Source organism: Tatumella ptyseos ATCC 33301, assembly GCF_000735525.1.
Lineage (GTDB): Bacteria > Pseudomonadota > Gammaproteobacteria > Enterobacterales > Enterobacteriaceae > Tatumella > Tatumella ptyseos.
The window spans coordinates 29,025-50,711 of record NZ_JMPR01000041.1; the positions used below are offsets into that span (position 1 = coordinate 29,025).

Sequence of the window (21,687 nt, forward strand, 5' to 3'; positions counted from 1 at the left end):
ATTACTTTACACCTCTGGTGTCTGACATTCACTTTGCAGAATTCCATGAATAAATCCCGTCAACAGTTTTTAGTTCGCTGGCTCAAAGAACAGCGTCATTACGGACGCCGCTGGTTACGCCTCTCCGTTATCACCGGTGTATTCAGTGCACTGTTAATTATCACGCAGGCCGGGATCATCGCCCGCGTATTACAAAATTTTATTATCAGTCATCAGCCTGCCAGTGACACCCCCGGGTTACTGGTGGCACTGGCGGCCTGCTTTGCCGGGCGCAGTCTGTTGCATTATTTACGGGAAATAGCCGGTTTTCGTGCCGCTAGCGCCATTCGTGAGGCTATACGCCAGCAGATTATTTTACGCCTGGAAGCCCGGGGCCCTGCCGGAACAACGAGCCGTGCCGTCGGGAGCTGGACGACCCTGTTGCAGGAACAAATTGATAATATGCAGGACTACTATGCACGTTATCTGCCTCAGATGAGCCTGGCAACACTGATCCCTGCCCTGATCCTGATCACGCTGTTACCCCTTAACTGGACAGCGGCGCTGATCCTGTTCTGTACCGCGCCTCTGATCCCACTATTTATGGCGATGGTCGGTATGGGAGCCGCAGAAGCCAACCGCAGAAATTTCCAGGCACTAGCCCGTCTTAGCGGTGACTTCCTTGACCGTCTGCGTGGACTGGAAACACTACGGCTTTTTCATCGGGGTCGTGCAGAGCAAGCCGCTATCGCCGGAAGCACTGAACAGTTCCGCCTGCGTACCATGGAGGTTCTGAGACTGGCATTTCTCTCGTCTGCGGTGCTTGAGTTCTTTGCCGCAATTTCTATTGCCGTGGTCGCCGTCTATTTCGGCTTCTCTTATCTTGGCGTACTGCATTTCGGTGATTACCACCGCGGAGTCACCCTGTTTGCCGGCTTTCTGGCACTGATACTGGCACCGGAGTTCTTCCAGCCTCTGCGTGATTTAGGGAATTTCTACCATGCGAAGGCTCAGGCTGTCGGTGCTGCCGACCAGCTGGAAACTTTCCTGAGCGAAACCGAAGAGGCAAACCTGAACACCGGAACACTGACACCGGGCAGGTCCGGTCCCTGTACCCTGGTCGCTCGTGACCTGGTTGTCATGACAGCCAAAGGGAAGCCGTTAACTCAGCCTCTGAATTTCACTCTTCCGGCAGGCAAACGTATTGCGCTGGCCGGGGTCAGTGGTGCCGGTAAAACGTCACTGATTAATGTCATCCTCGGCTTTCTCCCGTATCAGGGTTCCCTTACGGTTGACGGTACAGAGTTACGGGATATTCGTCCGGATCACTGGCAGAAACAACTGGCCTGGGTCGGGCAAAACCCGGTGCTGCCGGCAGAAACCGTACGCGATAACATCATTCTGGATCGCCCCTGTGACGCACAGCAATTTCAACGGGTAATGGAATGCAGCGGTATCAATGCTTTTATTGCCGACCTGCCTGAGGGGATTGATACACCCACCGGCGATAATGCGGTCCGGCTATCTGTCGGCCAGGCCCAGCGTGTTGCGGTTGCACGGGCCCTGTTACTGCCTTCAGCACTGCTACTGCTGGATGAGCCAACAGCCAGCCTGGACAGACAAAGCGAGCAACATGTGATGCATGCACTTACCGAAGCCTCCTTACAGCAGACAACGCTGATGATCACTCACCAGCTCGAAGGGTTACAGGACTGGGATGAAATCTGGGTAATGGCAGCCGGACAAATTATTCAGAAAGGCCGCTGGCAGGCGCTCGCCACGACAGCAGGGCCGTTCAGGGACATGTTAGCTCAGCGTGACGGGGAGATTACCTTATGAAAACTTTACTGCCCTTTTTGCGTCTCTGGAAACGTCACGGCTTCTTACTGGGGCTGGGGTTGATACTGGCCCTGCTGACACTGCTGGCAAGTATCAGTTTACTGACACTTTCCGGCTGGTTTCTGGCTGCCTCCGCAGTCGCCGGGACCGCCGGGCTGTACAGTTTTAACTATATGTTACCTGCTGCCGGAGTCAGGGGGGCTGCCATTATCCGTACCGTGGCACGGTACTTCGAGCGACTGGTCAGCCATGACGGCACATTCCGTGTACTTCAGCATCTTCGCGTGTACACCTTCAGCAAGCTGTTCCCCCTATCCCCTGCCGGGCTGTTACCGTTTAATCAGGGCGATTTGCTGAACCGCTTTGTTGCAGACGTTGACCACCTTGACCATCTCTATCTGCGGGTGATTTCCCCCCTGGCCGGGGCGTTATGTGTCATTATCGTCGTCACTTTCGGACTGAGTTTCCTGAACCTGCCGCTGGCACTGGTCGCGGGCCTGGTGATGTTACTGACGCTGCTGATCCTCCCTCCCCTCTTTTACCGCCTTGGTAAAGGTTCCGGTGAGGCAATGGCTCTGACGCAGGCCAGTTACCGCCGGCAACTGACCCGCTGGCTAAGCAGTATGGCGGAGCTGAAGATTTACCAGCACAGTAAACGCTGGCAACAGCAACTGACGACCACCGGCGACGATATTTATCAGGCCGAACGGCAGCAGCAGTCGCTGACCGCCGCATCGCAGAGCCTGCTGATGTTTATTACCGGGCTGACTGTCTGCCTTATGCTGGGGCTGGGTTCGCTGCTCCTCCACTCAGCCTCTGCCGACCCCACCTGGCTGGCACTCTTTACTTTCTGCGTTCTGGCGGCTTTTGAGTCCCTGGGGCCGGTGGCTGCCGCTTTCCTCCATATCTCAAAGGTGATGGTTTCTGCTTCACGCTTAAACGAAATTTTAGGCCAGAAACCTGCGGTACAGTTTCCGCAAAAAGCGCTGACAGATAATCACCCGGGGATTGCCGTCCGGATCACCGGACTGGGGTTCAGCTATCCCGGACAACCCCGGGCGGTGATTAACGGACTGAACCTGACGGTTGCTCAGGGCGAAAAAATTGCTCTGCTCGGTTTTACCGGCTGCGGTAAGTCAACGCTCCTGCAACTGCTGACCCGTGCGGCTGACCCCGGGCAAGGCGAAATTTGCTTTAACCAGTCCCCTTTGCCGCAATGGGATGAAGCGACGCTTCGTCGGCGGACCAGCGTGGTGACTCAGCGCGTTTCGGTCTTCAACCAGACCCTGCGTGACAACCTCAAACTTGCTGCACCTGACAGTACCGATGAAGCGCTGGTCGACGTATTGCAACAGACCGGCCTCGGGCAGTTGCTGGAAAATGACGGGCTTAACGGCTGGTTAGGAGAAGGCGGCAGAACACTTTCCGGGGGGGAATTACGCCGTTTAGCCATCGCACGGGCGCTCCTCCACCAGGGAGACCTCTGGTTACTCGATGAGCCGACCGAGGGACTGGATGCCACCACCGAGCAGCATATTCTGGCGCTTCTGGCGCGGGTTACCCGGGATAAAACCGTGATAATGGTGACACACCGCCTGACCGGACTGGCTGCAATGGATCGTGTTTGTGTGATGGAAAACGGCCATATTATCGAACAGGGTGACACGTCAACGCTTCTCAGCGCGCGTGGCCGCTACTGGCAGTTTACTCAGCGTCTGAACCCGAGTGAGGTCATCCCGGATGCCATTGATCCTGCCGCAGTTAGCGGCTGATACACTCAGCTTTCCCCCGCCCTCACAAGCGCTGACAGAACCTGACGGGCTGCTGGCGTTTGGCGGGGATCTGAGCTGGCAAAGGATGCGGGAAGCCTACCGGCAGGGTATCTTTCCCTGGTTCTCTGAACAGGACCCGTTGCTGTGGTGGTCACCGGATCCACGGGCGGTACTTTACCCTGAGGCATTCCATCTTAGCCGCAGTATGGCCCGTTTTCATCGCCACTCACCTTATCAGGTCACCATTAATCGGGACTTCGAGGGCGTGATCCGCGGTTGCGCGGCAGAAAGGACCGGAGGGACCTGGATCACGGATGAAGTGATCGCTGCCTGGCTGACTTTATCGCAGAAAGGCTATGCGCATTCGGTGGAAGTCTGGCAGGACGGGCATCTGGCAGGTGGTTTGTATGGGATGGCGGTCGGCCAGCTATTCTGCGCGGAATCGATGTTCAGTACGCGCCCGAATGCTTCTAAAACTGCACTGATGCTGTTTTGCCGGCACTTCAAGGCCCACGGCGGACAGTTAATTGACTGCCAGATACTGAACCCTCATACCGCCTCCTTAGGGGCGACAGAGATCCCGCGCGAAGCCTATCTGCAACAGGTCGCCGCACTACAGGTATTACCACTGGCAGACGGGTGCTGGCAAACCGGCGAGCCGGGTTAAGCTGCCCGTTAATGTTTTACAGACATTTCACCCGGAAAGTGTTAGACTCTGTCTGCTTGTTATGTCGTTCGCGCTTCAGAAGGTGTTTTCCGATGCGCCCTGATGGAGATTCTGCTGGTACACTGATGAACATCAAGGAAGGTTTCCCCCCGACTTGCTATTCAGATGCACGATTCTGCAAATATCCCCGATTAACGTCAGAACACCCGAATTTATTTGCACTGCGCATGTTTTTGCATGCCGCATAGCGGAGTGTTGGTATTTACACCAACAATTCTTTACATAGATACCAGAATTGGGCATTATCTTGCCGATTCAAATTTAGCTAGTCCATTCAGAGGATTCGATGGCCAAAGAAGACAATATTGAAATGCAAGGTACCGTACTGGATACGTTACCTAACACCATGTTCCGCGTTGAGCTCGAAAACGGGCACGTGGTTACCGCTCATATCTCCGGCAAAATGCGTAAGAACTATATCCGCATCCTGACCGGTGATAAAGTCACCGTTGAGCTGACTCCTTATGATTTGAGCAAAGGCCGCATTGTCTTCCGTAGTCGCTAAGAGTCAGTAACCTGTTTTATACAGGTACAAAAAATTAAGGCCGGATATTCCGGCCTTTTGTTTTATGACTCACGGGCGAATACGGACTTAATGCACCGTTCCTGCCGCTTTACGCTGTTCCGCACTTTCAAAATGGTAGGTTAACGTATTGCTGGTTTTATCCAGCGCCACCTTCACCGATCCCCCGTCGACCAGTGAACCAAACAGCAATTCATTAGCCAGCGGTTTCTTGAGGTTTTCCTGCACGGCACGGGCCATAGGACGGGCACCCATCGCTTTGTCGTAGCCTTTTTCAGCCAGCCAGTCCCGTGCACCGTCACTGACTTCCAGAGACACGCCTTTCTGATCCAGCTGGGCCTGCAGTTCGACAATAAACTTATCGACCACCTGATGAATAACATCCGTCGACAGATGATCAAACCAGATAATATTATCCAGGCGGTTACGGAATTCAGGTGTAAAGGTTTTCCTGATTTCTTCCATCGCATCGGTCGTATTATCCTGATGGATCAGTCCGATAGATTTACGCTCCGTTTCACGTACCCCGGCGTTAGTGGTCATCACAAGCACCACATTACGGAAGTCTGCTTTACGTCCGTTATTATCCGTCAGTGTCCCGTTATCCATCACCTGCAATAACAGATTAAAGACATCCGGATGGGCTTTTTCAATTTCGTCGAGCAGCACGACCGAATGTGGATGTTTGATCACCGCATCCGTCAGTAACCCGCCCTGATCAAAGCCCACATAGCCCGGAGGCGCACCAATCAAACGACTGACGGTATGACGCTCCATATATTCCGACATATCAAAGCGTAGCAGCTCAATACCCAGAGCTTTCGCCAGCTGTACCGTGACCTCCGTCTTACCTACCCCGGTCGGCCCGGCAAACAGGAAGGAACCCACCGGTTTATGATCATGACCCAGGCCGGCACGACTCATTTTGATAGCTTCCGCCAGAGCATCGATGGCGCTGTCCTGACCAAACACCAGCATTTTCAGCCGTGAATCCAGCTGACGCAGGGTATCGCGATCCGTGGCTGAAACACTCTGCTCAGGAATACGGGCAATACGCGCCACTACACTCTCGATGTCCTGCACATTGATGGTCTTTTTACGTTTACTCTGTGGCACTAACCGTGCACGAGCCCCGGCTTCATCAATAACATCGATGGCTTTATCCGGCAGGTGTCGGTCATTAATATATTTAACCGCCAGCTCTACCGCCGCACGAACAGCTTTCGCGGTGTAACGGACATCATGGTGTGCTTCGTACTTCGCTTTCAACCCGTTAATGATACGAATGGTCTCTTCGGCCGAAGGTTCAGTGATATCAATTTTCTGGAAACGACGTGCAAGCGCACGGTCTTTTTCGAAAATAGAGCTGAATTCCTGATACGTCGTCGAGCCCATCACACGAATTTTACCGCCGGAAAGCAGAGGCTTAATCAGGTTAGCGGCATCTACCTGCCCGCCGGAAGCTGCACCGGCACCGATGATGGTATGGATCTCATCGATAAACAGGATACTGTTGACGTCCTGCTCCAGTTGCTTAAGCAACGCTTTAAACCGTTTTTCAAAATCGCCGCGATACTTAGTCCCGGCCAGCAGAGAACCGATATCCAGTGAGTAGATAGTACAGTCTTTCATCACTTCCGGCACATCGCCTTGCTCAATACGCCAGGCGAGACCTTCCGCGATCGCCGTCTTACCGACACCGGATTCCCCCACCAGCAGCGGGTTATTTTTCCGGCGGCGGCATAGCACCTGAACGGCTCTTTCCAGCTCTTTATCACGTCCGATCAGAGGATCGATACCACCGACCCGGGCCAGCTGATTCAGATTGGTGGTGAAGTTCTCCATACGTTCCTCCCCGCCAGCACTCTGCTCTTCGTTATTGGCCTGGTTTTCAGGGGCAGGCGCACTCTCACCCTCATCTTTACGTACACCATGAGAGATAAAGTTGACGATATCCAGGCGGCTCACTTCGTGCTTACGCAATAAATATGCTGCCTGAGATTCCTGTTCACTGAAAATAGCCACCAGTACATTTGCACCATTGACTTCACTACGGCCGGAAGATTGCACATGAAACACGGCGCGTTGTAATACCCGCTGAAAACTCAGTGTCGGCTGGGTATCACGTTCACCGTCAGTTTCCGGTAAAACCGGGGTTGTTTTTTCGATGAAGGTTTCGAGTTCCTGACGCAAAACCACCAGATCTACCGAGCAGGCTTCAAGAGCCTCCCGGGCAGACGGATTACTGATCAGCGCCAGTAACAGGTGTTCCACGGTCATAAATTCATGGTGGTGCTCCCGCGCTCTGGCGAAAGCCATATTTAAACTGAGTTCCAGTTCCTGATTGAGCATAAAGCACCTCCTCGATTCACGCTCTGATGTCTGCCTACAGATATGGTGGCTTAATCAGATTTTTCCAGAGTGCAGAGCAAAGGATGTTCATTTTCTCTGGCATACTGATTGATTCTGACAACTTTTGTTTCTGCCACTTCGGCAGTAAACACTCCGCAGATGGCTTTGCCATCGTAATGGACTTTCAGCATGAGTTCTGTTGCGCGTTCAATATCATAAGAAAAGAACTTTTGCAGTACGTCAATAACAAATTCCATCGGTGTATAGTCATCGTTGTTCAAAATAACTTTATACATTGACGGTGGCTTCAGTTCCTCACGAACTGTGTTGTCAGTAAGGTGTTCAAAATTAAGCCAGTCGTTTGTATTCGCCATAATATTCCACTGAAGTGTGCCTGTGACTCTGTAGAGAATTCTTCAGTTAAGTCTATCATGCCGCCAAAATGATGCGCAGTCTGCATTATCCTGATTACGGAGGTTCTCTGTGATTTTGAAATACGGATAGCGTTAACTGCTTCAAAGTTTGAGAAATTATCCCTGTGATACCTGTGGTAATTTCTTGACGATCATTACCGGTGAAGAGATAGTCTTAATGACAGAGTTGTCTGTTTTTTCATCAGGTGGCTCTCCGGCCACCCTCATTCATTTTTGCAATTCAGGTGAGAGGCATCATCACATGGAAACAGGATTTGTAAAATGGTTTAACAATGCCAAGGGATTCGGTTTTATTTGCCCGGAAGCCGGAGGTGAAGATATTTTCGCGCACTACTCCACCATTCAGATGGAAGGGTATAAAACACTCAAGGCAGGCCAGAAGGTAAGCTACAATGCCAGTGAAGGTGAAAAAGGTAACCAGGCCAGCCTTATCGTTCCTGTCAACGACCCTATGGCCAATCTGTCATAATGACGTCTGCTGTGCAAGCCCGTCTCGCACAGCATGTTAAATGTCTGATGTTAACCGAAACGGCCCCTGGCAAGCCCCCGTACCCGGCCCATCATTTTACGGAGTAACAGCGGAATCGACTGGCTGCCCCGCTCTGCAACTTCATTCGCAACCGCAATCGCCAGCGAAGGTTTGGAGCTGTGCTGTATTGCACGAGTGATCACTCGATTCATCCCTCCCGGCCCATGCTCCGGGAGTTGAGCTGCCTGCCGGTAAACCTCAGCAAATCCGTTGCGGTAGAAGTAATGTTCGATATCTGCCGCCGGAAAACGGGTAAGATGATGCCGTTCCGTCTGTTTCTCTGTCAGGTGACTGGTCGCGATGGCGGCGTATTTCGCGCCTGCTTCATCTCCGTCCGTCAGAACATGCCAACGGATCCCCATATGAGCGGCAAACCGTAATAACGGTTTCAGTCCGGACTGGGCAAATTCAACCACACGTATCCCTTCAGAAGCCAGAGAAAACCCTGTCTGCCGGGCCAGTTCGTTAATCAGCCAGACTTCTGTTTCTCCCTCCACCAGAAGCCAGCAACGGGCAAATAACGCCGACGGTCGACTCACCTGAATATGGAAGGTCACTTTTCTCAACTCATCGTGGGACATCCCCTCATCAGGAATATGCCAGCAGCGGGTGATTTGCTGATATCGATCAAGACGGTAAACACTCTCCAGCGGGACCATAGAGACCAGATCTGACGAGTTAGTGGTCACCACTTTTTGTGCCGGTAACAGCGCCAGAAACTGCCATATCATCGATAACATCATCGGATGCAGACGGGTTTCCGGGTCTTCAAACAGGATCAACGGGCTGGCCTCGTCCGGAAGGGTTCCGGCGAACGGCGGGCGGGCGAGTAACATCAGCAGGGCGCGCAATACCGGCGCCCGCTCCGGGCGGGCTGTTTTTGCCAGTTTCCGGTTCAGTTCATTCAATTGCTGCCAGAGAAGATCGTTTTTCTCCTCTGACACAGGCAGTTCTGATAGTGCTCCGCCTGCACGGATATGGAAATAGTGTCCGGATAACCGGCATAACAGCGTAAGAGCCTGTTGCAGAACGTCTTCTCCCTGCAGCGTATTCTGCTGCTCAGTCCCCGCCATGAGTACCTCACCCGTCTGACGGCTACCCTCCGCCGTTGACGCCATCACTTCCGGTGAACTGAACCGCGCATCGCGCAGTCGCAGCACCGGACAGAGGACCCGTAAAGCGTGTATTAACTGAGATACCACTGGCTGCGTTAAGTGAGGATAGTCCGGAAAGGAAAAATCCTGAGAAATCCCCTGCGTTGTCCTGCGGGCACTGAAGCTGAAACGTAGCCCGCGAGCGCCGGGAGCCGCAGGCAGCAGTGCTGCGATGGCTGCCGGAAGCTTCCCTGCCGGGGAGTCCGGACCGAAGGTCAGTTCAATCAGACAGGCCCCTGCGGGCTTATCGTCCTGCGTGCGAAAGAAATCTGTCTCTGTCAGGCGGAAACTCTCAGCCGCAGGCGACATCATCAGGGTCAGCGCATCCAGTAAACTGGATTTCCCCCAGGCATTTTCCCCAATCAGCAGGGACACCTGGCGGAACGCGAGTGACAGAAACGCTATACCGCGAAAATTTCTGATCTCGATCTGTTTTAGCATCATCGGGGAATTACACTCCATAGGGCTAAACTGACAGGCCGGTGAGGGGCATCAGTATTTTATTTACTCTCCAATATCAATCAGATAACCTGATCCTTTGATCATGAAATTTGCCGGACTTCTCATGTACTCGGGTTTACTCATTGTGCTCCTTCCTCTGGTCGCGGGTTATCTGCTGCCTGTCCGACGTCGCGGTGTTCTGAAAGCCGTAAATTATTCACTGACCCGAATGGTTTACATCATTCTTTTGTTTATGGGGGTCAGTCTGGCCTTTGTGGATAATCTGACCGCGAACCTGTGGGTCATTGTCCGGATCACGCTGACCTGTGCTCTTTGCATTTTAGTCTGTAATTTTCTGGCACTGAGATTATTTGACCGCTTAGCGCCTTCGCCGACTGCCCATGCTTCCGGTCCGCTTCCCTCCCGGCTACACATGCTGCTGGATTCACTGAAAATGTGTGGTGTGGTGATTGCCGGATTTCTTATCGGGTTAACCCATTGGCAGGTGTTACACAATGCTACCCGGGCGGGGGAGTATGCCTTGTTACTGCTGCTATTACTGATTGGTATCCAGTTACGCAGCAGCGACATGAATTTGCGGCAGATCCTGTTTAATCGCCAGGGCGTGATTGTCGCTGCCATCGTGCTGGCCAGCTCCCTGCCTGCCGGAATACTCGCCGCCCTGCTCCTTGGATTACCTTTGAAAACCGGGCTGGCTCTGTCCAGTGGATTTGGCTGGTATTCTCTGTCCGGGATTTTGATGACCAATGCTTTCGGACCGGTGATTGGTAACAGCGCTTTTCTGGTAGATTTGTTGCGGGAACTGATCGCAATGATGCTGATCCCGGTGCTTATCCGCCGCTATCGCTCGACTGCACTGGGGTTATGCGGTGCAACCTCCATGGACTTTACCTTGCCGGTACTGCAACGCGCCGGAGGGGTGGAAATTGTGCCTGCCGCGGTCGTTCACGGTTTTATTATGAGCTTGCTGGCCCCCATCATGATTGCATTCTTTTCCTCATGAGCCCCCGGTAACTATCACGCTCCGGGAGCTTCCCGGCGATTGTTAATAAATACGCTACAATTTTATTCATTATCCGTGCTCATAACCGTTCCGGGCGGACCGGTTTTATTCCAGGGAGTCAGTAATGAAAAATACGGTCGCGTCATTTCTTATCAAGAGTCTGGAACTTGCCGGCGTCAAACGTATCTGGGGGGTCACCGGCGACTCCCTGAATGGTCTCAGTGATAGCCTGAATAAACTGGGGACCATTGAGTGGATGTCCACCCGTCATGAAGAGGTCGCCGCCTTTGCCGCCGGTGCTGAAGCCCAAATAACCGGTCAGCTCGCCGTGTGTGCCGGCTCCTGCGGCCCGGGAAACCTGCATCTCATCAATGGGTTGTTTGACTGCCACCGTAACCGGGTACCGGTACTGGCCATCGCCGCGCATATCCCTTCCAGCGAAATCGGCAGTGGCTATTTCCAGGAAACTCACCCGCAATCCCTGTTTCAGGAGTGCAGCCATTATTGTGAGATGGTCTCTAATCCGGAGCAGTTACCGCAGGTACTGGCCATTGCAATGCGAAAAGCAGTTGTGGAGGGGGGCGTTTCAGTCATTGTATTACCCGGCGATATCGCTCTGGAGCCTGCACCGGAAAATGTGACACCCGCCTGGTATCCGCCTGCCGTACCCGTTTCCGTCCCCCCGTTGTTACAACTCGATACTCTGGCTGCAATGCTGAATCAGTCCGAAAATATCACGTTGTTGTGTGGCAGTGGCTGTGCCGGCGCACACGCAGAAGTCACCGCGCTGGCTGAAAAACTTAAAGCCCCTATCGTGCATGCTCTGCGTGGCAAAGAACATCTGGAATACGATAATCCTTATGATGTCGGAATGACCGGTTTTATTGGTTTCTCTTCCGGATATCAGGCCATGCTGAAAGCCGATACGCTGGTTCTGCTGGGCACCCGCTTCCCTTACCGCGCTTTCTACCCCACCGGCGCGAAAATTATTCAGCTCGATATTTCTGCAGGCAGTCTGGGGGCACACTGCCCTGTCGATCTTCCGCTCATCGGCGATGTAAAAGCCACGCTGATGTTACTGCTTCCCCGCTTAGAGGAAAAACAGAACCGTAAGCATCTCGACAGGGCCATCAACCATTATCAGGATGCGCGCCGGGACCTGGATGATTTAGCGATCCCTGATGATGAACAAGCTATTCATCCCCAGTATCTGGCAAGCCAGATCAGTTCGCTGGCCAGTGAAGATGCGGTATTCACCTGCGATGTCGGTACTCCGACGGTCTGGGCCGCCCGCTATCTGAAAATGAACGGTCGCCGGCGATTACTGGGGTCGTTTAACCACGGTTCGATGGCGAATGCCATGCCGCAGGCGATGGGCGCTCAGTCGGTAGACCCGCAGCGTCAGGTCGTGGCACTGTGCGGGGATGGCGGCTTTGCCATGCTGATGGGCGATTTACTTTCCATCGCGCAACATAACTTACCGGTTAAGATGATTATCTTTAATAACAGTGTACTGGGCTTCGTCGCCATGGAAATGCAGGCTGGCGGCTTCCTGACCGACGGTACTGAGCTGGTTAATCCGGATTTCGCGGCGATTGCGGCGGCCTGCAATATCAAAGGGATCCGTGTGGAAAAATCGTCTGCCCTGCCCGATGCTCTGCAACAGGCCTTTGACCATCCGGGCCCGGTGCTGGTGGATGTCACTACTGCCGGGGATGAGTTGGTGATCCCGCCGAAAATAAAACTTGAGCAGGCGAAAGGCTTCAGTCTGTATATGGTCCGGGCCATTATCAATGGCCGGGGGAATGAGGTGGTAGGTCTGGCGAAAACTAACTGGCTACGGTAAAAGAGTAAGGCCGGCTATGGACAATGGCCGGTCTGCTGATCCTTTACTGACAACGGAGCCTGATGTGATTGATTTACGAAGTGATACAGTGACCCAACCCGGGGCTGAAATGTTGCGTAAAATGACCTCCGCACCGACCGGAGATGACGTTTACGGCGATGACCCGACAGTAAACGCACTACAGGAAAAAGCCGCGGCGATGAGCGGTAAACAGGCAGCCCTTTTCTTTCCCAGCGGAACTCAGGCGAACCTGGTCGCGCTGCTCAGCCACTGTCAGCGGGGGGACGAATATATTGCCGGACAACATGCCCATAATTACCGCTATGAAGCCGGCGGCGCGGCCGTTTTAGGCAGCATCCAGCCCCAGCCCGTTATGGAAAATGCGGACGGTACCCTGCCGCTGGACATTGTCCGGGAGGTCATTAAACCCCGGGATATTCATTTCGCCCGTACCCGCCTTATCAGTATCGAAAATACCCATCATGGCAAAGTGCTGCCCTCTGACTGGCTGGCAGACGTCTTTGCTTTCTCCCGTCAGCATCATCTGGCATTACACACTGACGGGGCGCGTATTTTCAATGCGGCTGTCGCCAGCGGTCAGCCCCTGGATGCGCTAAGCCGTTACTGCGATACACTGTCCATATGCCTGTCAAAAGGTCTTGGAGCACCCGTCGGGTCCCTGTTATGCGGCAGCCATGATTTTATTGAAGAAGCCTGTCGCTGGCGAAAAATGACCGGAGGCGGAATGCGTCAGGCCGGTATTCTGGCCGCGGCGGGGATTTATGCCCTCGACAATAACGTGGAGAGGCTGGCTGAAGATCACGAAAATGCCCGCTGGCTGGCGGCTGAATTAGCAGAACTGGGTATCGAAGTGAGTCGCAGGCAGACAAATATGATTTTTATCCGTCTGCCGGAAACACAGATTACTCCGTTACAGCAATGGATGGATGCCCGGGGTATCCGTATCAGCTTCGGCTACGGCACGCGTCTTGTGACCCACCTGGATACGCCACGCCCGGCACTTCAGAAAGTTGTCGACGCCTGGAAGGCCTTCTTACAGCAATAGCACCGGGCCGGCCGGGTCAGTGCGCGGTGCCGTATTTCTGAAGCAATGCCCGCGCAATGGCTTCGGTTTCAGCATCAGCTTTGCCGGTGACCCGTGCCGGCCTGAAATGCATCTGAAAGGCACTAATGACACCGGCCTGTTCGCCGGGAGAGCCGGGGTCAGTGACGGGATAACCATAACGCGCCAGTAAGGTCATCAGCTCACGGGGATCCGCAGGGTCCCTGGCAGAATGTCCTGCCAGAAACTGCGCGACAGCCCCTGCATCCGGCCAGGCCCCCAGACCGGCTTTTGCCAGCAGGTGCCATGGAAAACAGGGGCCGGGGTCCTGTTTTCGTAAGGGGGCGACATCGCTGTGCCCGACAATATTCACCGGAGTGATTGCATAACGTTTCACCACCGTCTGCAGGAGATTTTCCAGCGCATCGATTTGCGCAGGCGGATACAGGGTGCAGGTCGTCCTGTCGCCTTTCCGGTAATATCCCGGATTAACCAGTTCGATGCCTATCGAAATACTGTTCAGATGGGTATAGCCACGCCAGCCACTCACCCCGGCATGCCAGGCAACACGGGATTCAGGCACCAACTGATAAACCGTCACGGCGGGTGAAGGCTTTCCGTCGGGAGACGTTATCAGATAATGCGCACTGACCTCCCCCTGGCTGAGAAGATGCAGTGACCTGGCATTATCTTCAGCCGTATAGTGAAGGACGACCATTTTCACCCGGGGCTCCTGGCTTCGGGCATTCAGATGATGATCGACGGTGAACACCTGGCGGTGCTCTGTGCCTGAATGACAACCGCTTACCAACAGTGCTATCCATAACCAGTTTTTTTTCATGCGTCCCGCCAGAACAACCAGAATAAACAGGCTAAAGCATACGCAAGCCCCTGCTGACTGACAAAATTTTGTGCTACTTTTTTGACTCTGACGCGCATTTATACAAATTTCCAGCGACCGGAATTGCATAACTATGCTGGCAACGTTACTATTCGCTCCACTTTATTACTATTCAATTTTTGCGCATGAGTATTCAACTAAACGGGATAAATTGCTTTTACGGCGATCACCAGGCACTGTTTGATATCGGACTGAGTTGTCCGCAGGGTGAAACTATGGTTTTACTCGGCCCAAGCGGTGCGGGTAAAAGTTCGCTCCTGCGGGTACTCAATCTGCTTGAAATGCCACGTACCGGGGAACTGTCAATCGCCGGTAACCACTTTAACTTCAGGAATAAGCCTTCTGAAGAAGCTATCCGTGAGTTACGGCGTAATGTCGGTATTGTTTTCCAGCAATACAATCTCTGGCCTCATCTGACCGTCATGCAGAACCTGACTGAAGCGCCTTGCCGTGTGCTGGGATTGAATAAAACAGCAGCTCGTCAGCGTGCCACCGCACTGCTTGAACGTCTTAAACTCAGCTCGTTTGCTGATCGTTTTCCGCTGCACCTGTCCGGGGGACAACAGCAACGTGTCGCTATCGCCCGGGCATTGATGATGGAACCACAGGTACTGCTTTTCGATGAGCCAACCGCTGCGCTGGACCCGGAAATCACCGGACAGGTCGTCGATATTATCCGCGAGCTGGCACGCACCAACATTACACAGGTTATTGTGACCCACGAAGTGGAGTTTGCCCGGAAAACGGCAAGCCAGGTGGTTTACATGGAAAACGGACACATTATTGAACAGGGTGATGCCGATCGCTTCACTCACCCGCAGACCCCTCAGTTCGCACATTATCTTTCACATTAATCCGGGACTCATTATGAAAAAAATTCTTTTAGCCGCCCTGTTTGCCGGTGCCAGTCTGAGTGCTTCCGCAGCCATGACTCTGCATTTTGCGACCGAAGCGTCTTATCCTCCGTTTGAATTTGTCGGGGCCGATAATAAAATCCAGGGCTTTGATGTTGATCTGGCGAATGCTATTTGTAAAAAGATCGATGCCACCTGTGAATTCACTAATCAGTCATTTGACAGCCTGATCCCGGGTCTGAAATTCCGCCGCTATGATGTGGTGATGGCCGGGATGGATATTACGCCTGAGCGTGAAAAACAGGTGCTGTTCACCAAACCCTACTACGATAACTCTGCGCTCTTTATTGCACAGAAAGGCAAAGTTGCCAGCATTGCGGCTTTAAAAGGCTTACGCGTCGGGGTTCAGAACGGGACTACCCACCAGAAATACCTGACCGACAAGCACCCTGAAATCACCATGGTGGCTTATGACAGCTATCAGAATGCGATGCTGGATCTGAAAAACGGTCGTCTTAATGCCGTATTCGGTGATACTGCCGTGGTGAATGAATGGCTGAAGAAAGATCCTCAGCTGAGCAGTGTCGGTAATAAAGTGACCGATAAAGACTATTTCGGCACCGGCTTAGGGATTGCCGTTCGTCAGGGGAATACCTCTCTGCAAAAATCACTGGATCAGGGCCTGGCAGAAGTGAAAGCCGATGGCACTTACCAGACCATCTATCACAAATGGTTCCAGCAGTAATCGCCAATGAGTGAGTTATTTCCATTAGCAAGCGCCGCCGGGATGACCGTCGGCCTTGCCGTCTGCGCATTACTGCTCGGACTGTTACTGGCGATACTGTTCGCGGGCTGGGAATCGCTGCGTTTTAAGATCCTCGCCTGGCCCGGAACATTGCTGGTGACATTATTGCGGGGACTGCCGGAGCTGCTGGTCGTACTGGGGATTTATTTCGGTTCATCCCAGTTACTGCTGACCCTCTCCGATGGTTTTGACATCCCGCTTGGCATCACCCGGCTGCATGTCCGGATGAACATCACCGATTTCAATGTCAGCCCGTTTCTTTGCGGTGTCATTTCACTGTCGCTGCTCTATTCGGCCTATGCCTCTCAGACCCTGCGCGGAGCTCTGAAAGCCGTTCCCGAAGGGCAACGCGAGTCCGGTATGGCGCTGGGGATGAAAAAATTCACCATCTTCTACCGCCTGATTTTACCGCAGATGTGGCGCCATGCCTTGCCGGGACTGGGTAACCAGTGGCTGGTACTGTTGAAAGATACGGCGCTGGTTTCGCTGATCAGCGTTAACGACTTAATGTTACAGACTAAAAGTATTGCCACCCGTACCCAGCAGCCGTTTACCTGGTATTTGCTGGCGGCTGCCATTTACCTGATTATCACTCTGTTCAGTCAGTTTATATTACGCCGTCTTGAACAACGTGCGACCCGTTTCGACCAGGAGCATACATAATGGCAGAGTATTTTCCTCAGTTGCTGAAAGGTCTGCATACCAGTCTGTTCCTGACGCTCAGCTCTTTACTGATAGCCCTGGCGCTGGCGGTAGTCTTTACCCTGATCCTTGCGCTGAAAAAGCCGCTGGCGGGGCGGCTGGTGAATATCTATATTACCCTGTTTACCGGGACACCGCTGCTGGTACAAATCTTCCTGATTTATTACGGCCCCGGACAGTTTCCACAGTTACAGCAGTATCCGTGGCTCTGGTCCCTGCTCTCTCAGCCCTGGTTTTGTGCCATTCTTGCACTCTCCCTGAACAGTGCCGCGTATACGACACAGCTCTTTTATGGTGCGGTCAAAGCCATCCCGAAGGGTCAATGGCACTCCTGCGCTGCGCTGGGTATGAGCCGTCATCAGACCATGAGAATACTGCTGCCCTATGCTTTTAAGCGGGCATTATCGGCATATTCCAATGAAGTGGTGCTTATTTTTAAAAGTACGTCGCTGGCTTATACCATCACGCTAATGGATGTGATGGGCGAAGGACAATTGCTGTACGGCCGTACCTACGATGTTTCAGTATTTGTGGCTGCCGGAATTATCTATCTGTGTGTTAACGGGCTCCTGACACTCCTGTTACGTGGCCTGGAACATTACGCATTGCGTTTCGAGCGCCGTAGCTGACCTTGCCAGGGCCGGGGAAAACCGGCCCCGGACACTTCACTCTCTTTTCTCTTTCTCTGTGTTACCGTACCGGTCGCGCTGACTGTCAATACACTCGATATACCCACGCCGGTACAGGCTTTAATGTAACAGGGGCTGTACCGTATGCGGCGAAGCTGTGTTTTCAGAGGTGACCAGTAAATGGTTAGCAGCAAGCTCCATAATAATCATGGATAACTGCTCTTCGCTCTGCTGCATAAAGAAAGAGAATTGCGGTAAAGCCAGGCCATAGCCAATGCTGAGCGACTGACAGATGATAAGCCTGGGTAAACTGTCATCCTGAATATCCAGAAAGCATTTTGCCGTCAGTGAGCTGGCATTGATCTGAGAAATTTCCCCCACCAGCGTCAGCAGGGCTGACGATCTGACTTCCGCACTTACGGTCACCAGGATCACATTATCGATAATGTCCAGTTTTGCATCAAACACCCCATCAATATTCTGCATTGCAGATAAGTGCAGAGCCTGACAGCTGCCACATTCAAACCAGTCAATCGTGGTTTTGTCCATCCAGTCGCGCAGCATTTCAAGGTCAGGTGTGACAAGAGCGTCCATCATTTTTTTCCGGCTTAATCATCAGGCGCAACAGATTACGCAAAAAAACCCTGCAACGCCATGACCGGTGCATAATTTCGTAGCCGCAGACCACAACAGTTATCCTTGTTGTGATCGTTAGCACCCGGAGATAGTCTTCAGGACGGAACGGATGGGTCACACCTTAACGTGTTGCCCAGCCTTGCTGGTGCAGGAAATCCAGCATAAATGGCCGGTTCTCTTTGACAAGCATACGCTGGATCATCTCGCTCCAGCTTTCCTGACGGCTATTACTGCCCCGCTGCTGATAATATTCCCGAATATGCTGGTCATAACCGGCCAGCACCTGACTATCCATAGGCTGATAACTGTTTTCATGCACCAGCAGGCTCAGTGGTAACCGGGGTTTTACCTCCGGGTCGGCGTCCGGCCAGCCGAGGCATAGCCCGAACAGAGGCAGTACGAAACGCGGTAATGAGAGTAGTTCGGTCACTTCATGGGGATGATTACGTAAGCCGCCGATAAAGACCCCCCCCAATCCCAATGACTCCGCAGCCACCATCGCATTCTGTGCCATGAGTGACGTATCCACACACCCCAGCAGTAACTGCTCGGCAAGCCCTAACCCGGCCTCAGGGCAAATCTGCTGGTGGCGGTTAAAGTCGGCACAAAAGACCCAAAACTCCGCAGCTTCGCGGACCCAGGGCTGAGGGCCTGCCAGTTCTGACAAACGGCTACGCTTTTGCGGATCTGTCACCCGGATAATAGATGAGCACTGTAAAAAGCTGGAAGTGGAGGCGGACCTGGCTGCAGCCAGAATAGCATGACGCTCTTCATCGCTGATCTGACGGTCAGTAAACGCCCTGATTGAACGATGACGGCGTAACAGGTCGATCGTCGGGGTCATAAGGATCTCCTTCGTGTTGCAGTTAGAGGTTACGTTATTTCTTTGCCGGTGAACCTGTCAATATAGCCCTGAGCGTCCGGTACCCCAGAGTTATCACGGCCGGCAGGATAAGCAGGATGCCGACTGTCAGGATGATTTTTGCCAGTCTCTGGCTGTCTTCCACACCGGGCAGACGACCGGTGCAGTTAATCAGCACTATCGACAACAGCACCAGAATCCCTCCGGCAAGCTCGGTAATAATCAGGTATCGCGGCAATCGTGTAGTATCAGACATCTCATTATATTCCTGTTAACCGGGTGTGCGCCCGACATAGCCAGTCGTTCCTGATTGATAGTAACATTCATAGCAACAGGGATTTCCTGTTTTCCTTTCACCCTGAAGACAGGCATCATAGCGCTTTGTTATATGTTCTGTTTCTATGAATCGCTCAGGAGAGTGCTATGTTCGCTGTTATTTTTGGTCGTCCGGGCTGCCCTTATTGTGTTCGCGCTAAAGACCTTGCCGAAAAATTAACCGAAGATCGCGAAGACTTCAGCTACCGCTATATCGATATTCATGCGGAAGGTATCACTAAAGCTGACCTGGAAAAAACGGTCGGTAAACCTGTAGAAACCGTACCGCAGATTTTCCTCGATCAGCAACATGTGGGCGGATTTACCGAATTTGAAGCCTATGCCAAAGAGCATCTGGGTCTGTTTCAGTAATCTCTCTGCAGTATGCGCGCCGCTTCTCCGGCGCGTAATTCCCTCCCGCTGTTTTTTTCACGTTCCCGCCGTAGTCTGTTACAGAAAATATGTTTAGAATGCTGACCTTAGATCTGCCGCTGAGCGCCAGTGTTCAGAGGTATTTACTCATCTCGTTCCTTTGCGGATAAGAAGCCAATTTGTGAATATTAACGTCGCCAACCTCCTGAGTTCCAATGACGTTTTGTTGTTATTTGTCGTCCTTTCTCTCGGGCTATGCCTGGGTAAACTCCGCCTCGGCAGTATCCAGATAGGCAGCTCTATCGGTGTGCTGGTCATGTCTTTACTTCTCGGACAACAACACTTTTCGATTAATACCGATGCACTGAGCCTGGGCTTTATGCTGTTTATCTTCTGTGTCGGAGTAGAAGCCGGGCCTAACTTCTTTTCTATCTTTTTCCGTGACGGAAAAAACTACTTTATGCTGGCCATGGTCATGGTGGTCACGGCACTGGTACTGGCGCTGGGCCTTGGCCGGTTATTCCATTGGGATATCGGGCTGACGGCAGGTATGCTCGCAGGCTCGATGACCTCGACACCGGTACTGGTTGGTGCCGGGGATACACTACGACAGAGTGTTACGGATGCCAGTAAGCTGAATCTGATGCAGGATCACCTGAGCCTGGGATATGCCCTGACTTATCTGGTCGGGCTGGTCAGCCTTATTCTGGGGGCCCGCTACCTGCCGCGGTTACAGCATCAGGATTTACCCACCAGCGCACAGCAGATTGCCCGCGAACGCGGACTGGATGCAGACAGCCAGCGTAAAGTTTTTTTACCGGTAATACGTGCTTATCGCGTAGGTCAGGAGCTGGTGGAATGGACCGGCGGTAAGAACCTCCGGGAACTGGGGATTTACCGGCATACCGGATGCTATATAGAGCGGATACGTCGCAACGGTATTTTGGCCAGCCCCGACGGCGATGCGGTACTGCAGCAAGGCGACGATATCTCGTTGGTGGGTTATCCTGATGCTCATGCGAGGCTGGACCCCAGCTTCCGCCACGGCAAGGAAGTGTTCGATCGCGATTTACTCGATATGCGTATTGTGACCGAAGAAATTGTGGTGAAGAACCATAATGCTGTGAATAAAAGGCTGGGTAAATTACGGCTGACGGATCATGGCTGTTTCCTTAACCGCGTGATCCGCAACCAGATCGAAATGCCGATTGATGATGAAATCGTTCTGAACAAAGGCGATATCCTGCAGGTAAGTGGCGAAGCAAAACGTGTAAAAAGTATTGCTGATCGGATTGGCTTTATCGCCATCCATAGTCAGGTGACCGATTTGCTGGCGTTCTGTGCCTTTTTTATCGTCGGTCTGATGATAGGAATGATCACTTTTCAGTTCAGTAATTTTAATGTCAGTATCGGTAACGCAGCCGGATTATTATTTTCAGGTATCATGCTGGGCTTTTTACGGGCTAACCACCCGACCTTCGGTTATATCCCTCAGGGCGCCTTAACTATGGTAAAAGAGTTTGGGCTGATGGTCTTTATGGCTGGCGTCGGACTCAGTGCCGGTAGCGGAATTAATCAGGGGTTAGGCAGAGACGGCCTGGAAATGCTTGCCTGCGGTTTGCTGGTCAGCCTTATTCCGGTGGTTATCACTTACCTGGTGGGGGCTTATCTTCTGCGGATGAACAGAGCCATGTTGTTTGGTGCATTAATGGGGGCAAGAACCTGTGCACCGGCCATGGAAATTATTTCTGATACCGCACGCAGTAGTATTCCGGCCCTCGGATACGCCGGAACCTATGCTATCGCTAACGTATTACTGACCCTTGCAGGGACACTGATAGTGCTTATCTGGCCACTGATCAACTGACGGCCATGCTTCCGCTTAACGTATTCAGGCACCCTGTTTCACTTAGGGTGCCTTTATTTTT

The 21,687-nt window shown here is 52.7% G+C and carries 21 protein-coding genes; 14 read left to right on the top strand and 7 right to left on the bottom strand.

What is annotated here, in order from left to right; all coding sequences use genetic code 11:
• Positions 1–45: 45 nt before the first annotated feature.
• The 4 genes from cydD to infA all read left to right on the top strand — a co-directional run bounded on the left by cydD (position 46) and on the right by infA (position 4,822).
• Positions 46–1,818, top strand: coding sequence for a heme ABC transporter permease/ATP-binding protein CydD (gene cydD, locus GTPT_RS13310; RefSeq protein WP_029990809.1), 1,773 nt, complete (start codon positions 46–48; stop codon positions 1,816–1,818).
• Positions 1,815–3,590, top strand: coding sequence for a heme ABC transporter ATP-binding protein/permease CydC (cydC, locus tag GTPT_RS13315; protein ID WP_025902869.1), 1,776 nt, complete (start codon positions 1,815–1,817; stop codon positions 3,588–3,590). Before cydD ends, cydC begins: the two co-directional genes overlap by 4 nt.
• A complete protein-coding gene (aat, locus tag GTPT_RS13320; protein ID WP_025902870.1) occupies positions 3,565–4,257 on the top strand; it encodes a leucyl/phenylalanyl-tRNA--protein transferase in 693 nt (230 codons plus the stop codon). Before cydC ends, aat begins: the two co-directional genes overlap by 26 nt.
• A 346-nt stretch (positions 4,258–4,603) precedes the next feature.
• Positions 4,604–4,822, top strand: coding sequence for a translation initiation factor IF-1 (infA, locus tag GTPT_RS13325; RefSeq protein ID WP_002211347.1), 219 nt, complete (start codon positions 4,604–4,606; stop codon positions 4,820–4,822).
• A gap of 87 nt (positions 4,823–4,909) precedes the next feature.
• Here the strand turns inward: infA and clpA are convergent, their stop codons facing one another.
• Together clpA and clpS are read right to left on the bottom strand one after the other, a co-directional pair.
• Positions 4,910–7,192 (bottom strand): ATP-dependent Clp protease ATP-binding subunit ClpA, encoded by a 2,283-nt coding sequence (gene clpA / locus GTPT_RS13330; protein WP_025902871.1) that lies wholly within the window; start codon positions 7,190–7,192, stop codon positions 4,910–4,912.
• A gap of 50 nt (positions 7,193–7,242) precedes the next feature.
• Positions 7,243–7,566 (bottom strand): ATP-dependent Clp protease adapter ClpS, encoded by a 324-nt coding sequence (gene clpS, locus GTPT_RS13335; RefSeq protein ID WP_025902872.1) that lies wholly within the window; start codon positions 7,564–7,566, stop codon positions 7,243–7,245.
• Positions 7,567–7,867: 301 nt separating this feature from the next.
• Here clpS and cspD point away from each other — a divergent pair, with 301 nt between their 5' ends.
• Complete coding sequence (cspD, locus tag GTPT_RS13340; RefSeq protein WP_025902873.1) at positions 7,868–8,095, top strand: cold shock domain-containing protein CspD; 228 nt, start codon at positions 7,868–7,870, stop codon at positions 8,093–8,095.
• A gap of 50 nt (positions 8,096–8,145) precedes the next feature.
• On the opposite strand, the gene GTPT_RS13345 is transcribed toward cspD, so the two are convergent.
• Entirely contained in the window at positions 8,146–9,753 is a 1,608-nt protein-coding gene (locus GTPT_RS13345) for an ATP-dependent nuclease (protein ID WP_029990806.1), read from the bottom strand.
• Between the two features lie 121 nt (positions 9,754–9,874).
• On the opposite strand from GTPT_RS13345, the gene GTPT_RS13350 reads away from it, so the two are divergent.
• From GTPT_RS13350 to ltaE, 3 genes are all read left to right on the top strand, one after another.
• Positions 9,875–10,774 (top strand): LysO family transporter, encoded by a 900-nt coding sequence (locus tag GTPT_RS13350; RefSeq protein ID WP_025902875.1) that lies wholly within the window; start codon positions 9,875–9,877, stop codon positions 10,772–10,774.
• A 124-nt stretch (positions 10,775–10,898) separates the two neighbouring features.
• Positions 10,899–12,620 (top strand): ubiquinone-dependent pyruvate dehydrogenase, encoded by a 1,722-nt coding sequence (poxB, locus tag GTPT_RS13355; protein ID WP_025902876.1) that lies wholly within the window; start codon positions 10,899–10,901, stop codon positions 12,618–12,620.
• Between the two features lie 64 nt (positions 12,621–12,684).
• A complete protein-coding gene (ltaE, locus tag GTPT_RS13360; protein ID WP_029990805.1) occupies positions 12,685–13,686 on the top strand; it encodes a low-specificity L-threonine aldolase in 1,002 nt (333 codons plus the stop codon).
• A 16-nt stretch (positions 13,687–13,702) separates the two neighbouring features.
• On the opposite strand, the gene GTPT_RS13365 is transcribed toward ltaE, so the two are convergent.
• Positions 13,703–14,524: an N-acetylmuramoyl-L-alanine amidase gene (locus GTPT_RS13365; protein ID WP_025902878.1), complete on the bottom strand. Its 822-nt coding sequence runs from the start codon at positions 14,522–14,524 to the stop codon at positions 13,703–13,705.
• Between the two features lie 185 nt (positions 14,525–14,709).
• Here GTPT_RS13365 and artP point away from each other — a divergent pair, with 185 nt between their 5' ends.
• From artP to artM, 4 genes are read left to right on the top strand one after another with little or no spacing between them, the layout of a single operon-like run.
• Positions 14,710–15,438: an arginine ABC transporter ATP-binding protein ArtP gene (gene artP / locus GTPT_RS13370; RefSeq protein WP_025902879.1), complete on the top strand. Its 729-nt coding sequence runs from the start codon at positions 14,710–14,712 to the stop codon at positions 15,436–15,438.
• Positions 15,439–15,451: 13 nt separating this feature from the next.
• Positions 15,452–16,183, top strand: a complete 732-nt coding sequence (gene artJ, locus GTPT_RS13375; RefSeq protein WP_029990804.1) for an arginine ABC transporter substrate-binding protein — start codon at positions 15,452–15,454, stop codon at positions 16,181–16,183.
• A gap of 6 nt (positions 16,184–16,189) precedes the next feature.
• A complete protein-coding gene (gene artQ / locus GTPT_RS13380) occupies positions 16,190–16,906 on the top strand; it encodes an arginine ABC transporter permease ArtQ (RefSeq protein WP_025902881.1) in 717 nt (238 codons plus the stop codon).
• The gene (gene artM, locus GTPT_RS13385) at positions 16,906–17,574 is read left to right on the top strand and encodes an arginine ABC transporter permease ArtM (protein ID WP_029990803.1); all 669 of its coding nucleotides are present in this window, start codon (positions 16,906–16,908) and stop codon (positions 17,572–17,574) included. The genes artQ and artM overlap by 1 nt, the downstream gene beginning before the upstream one ends.
• A gap of 120 nt (positions 17,575–17,694) precedes the next feature.
• Here artM and GTPT_RS13390 read toward each other — a convergent pair whose 3' ends face one another.
• From GTPT_RS13390 to GTPT_RS13400, 3 genes are all read right to left on the bottom strand, one after another.
• Positions 17,695–18,168, bottom strand: coding sequence for a YbjN domain-containing protein (locus tag GTPT_RS13390; RefSeq protein WP_025902883.1), 474 nt, complete (start codon positions 18,166–18,168; stop codon positions 17,695–17,697).
• Positions 18,169–18,331: 163 nt separating this feature from the next.
• Positions 18,332–19,054, bottom strand: a complete 723-nt coding sequence (gene nfsA / locus GTPT_RS13395; protein WP_029990801.1) for an oxygen-insensitive NADPH nitroreductase — start codon at positions 19,052–19,054, stop codon at positions 18,332–18,334.
• 34 nt (positions 19,055–19,088) lie between these two features.
• Entirely contained in the window at positions 19,089–19,328 is a 240-nt protein-coding gene (locus tag GTPT_RS13400; protein ID WP_025902885.1) for a DUF1418 family protein, read from the bottom strand.
• Positions 19,329–19,495: 167 nt separating this feature from the next.
• On the opposite strand from GTPT_RS13400, the gene GTPT_RS13405 reads away from it, so the two are divergent.
• On the top strand, positions 19,496–19,759 hold the full coding sequence (locus GTPT_RS13405; RefSeq protein ID WP_025902886.1) for a GrxA family glutaredoxin: 264 nt from the start codon (positions 19,496–19,498) through the stop codon (positions 19,757–19,759).
• 181 nt (positions 19,760–19,940) lie between these two features.
• On the top strand, positions 19,941–21,626 hold the full coding sequence (locus GTPT_RS13410; protein WP_029990799.1) for an aspartate:alanine antiporter: 1,686 nt from the start codon (positions 19,941–19,943) through the stop codon (positions 21,624–21,626).
• Positions 21,627–21,687 lie beyond the last annotated feature (61 nt).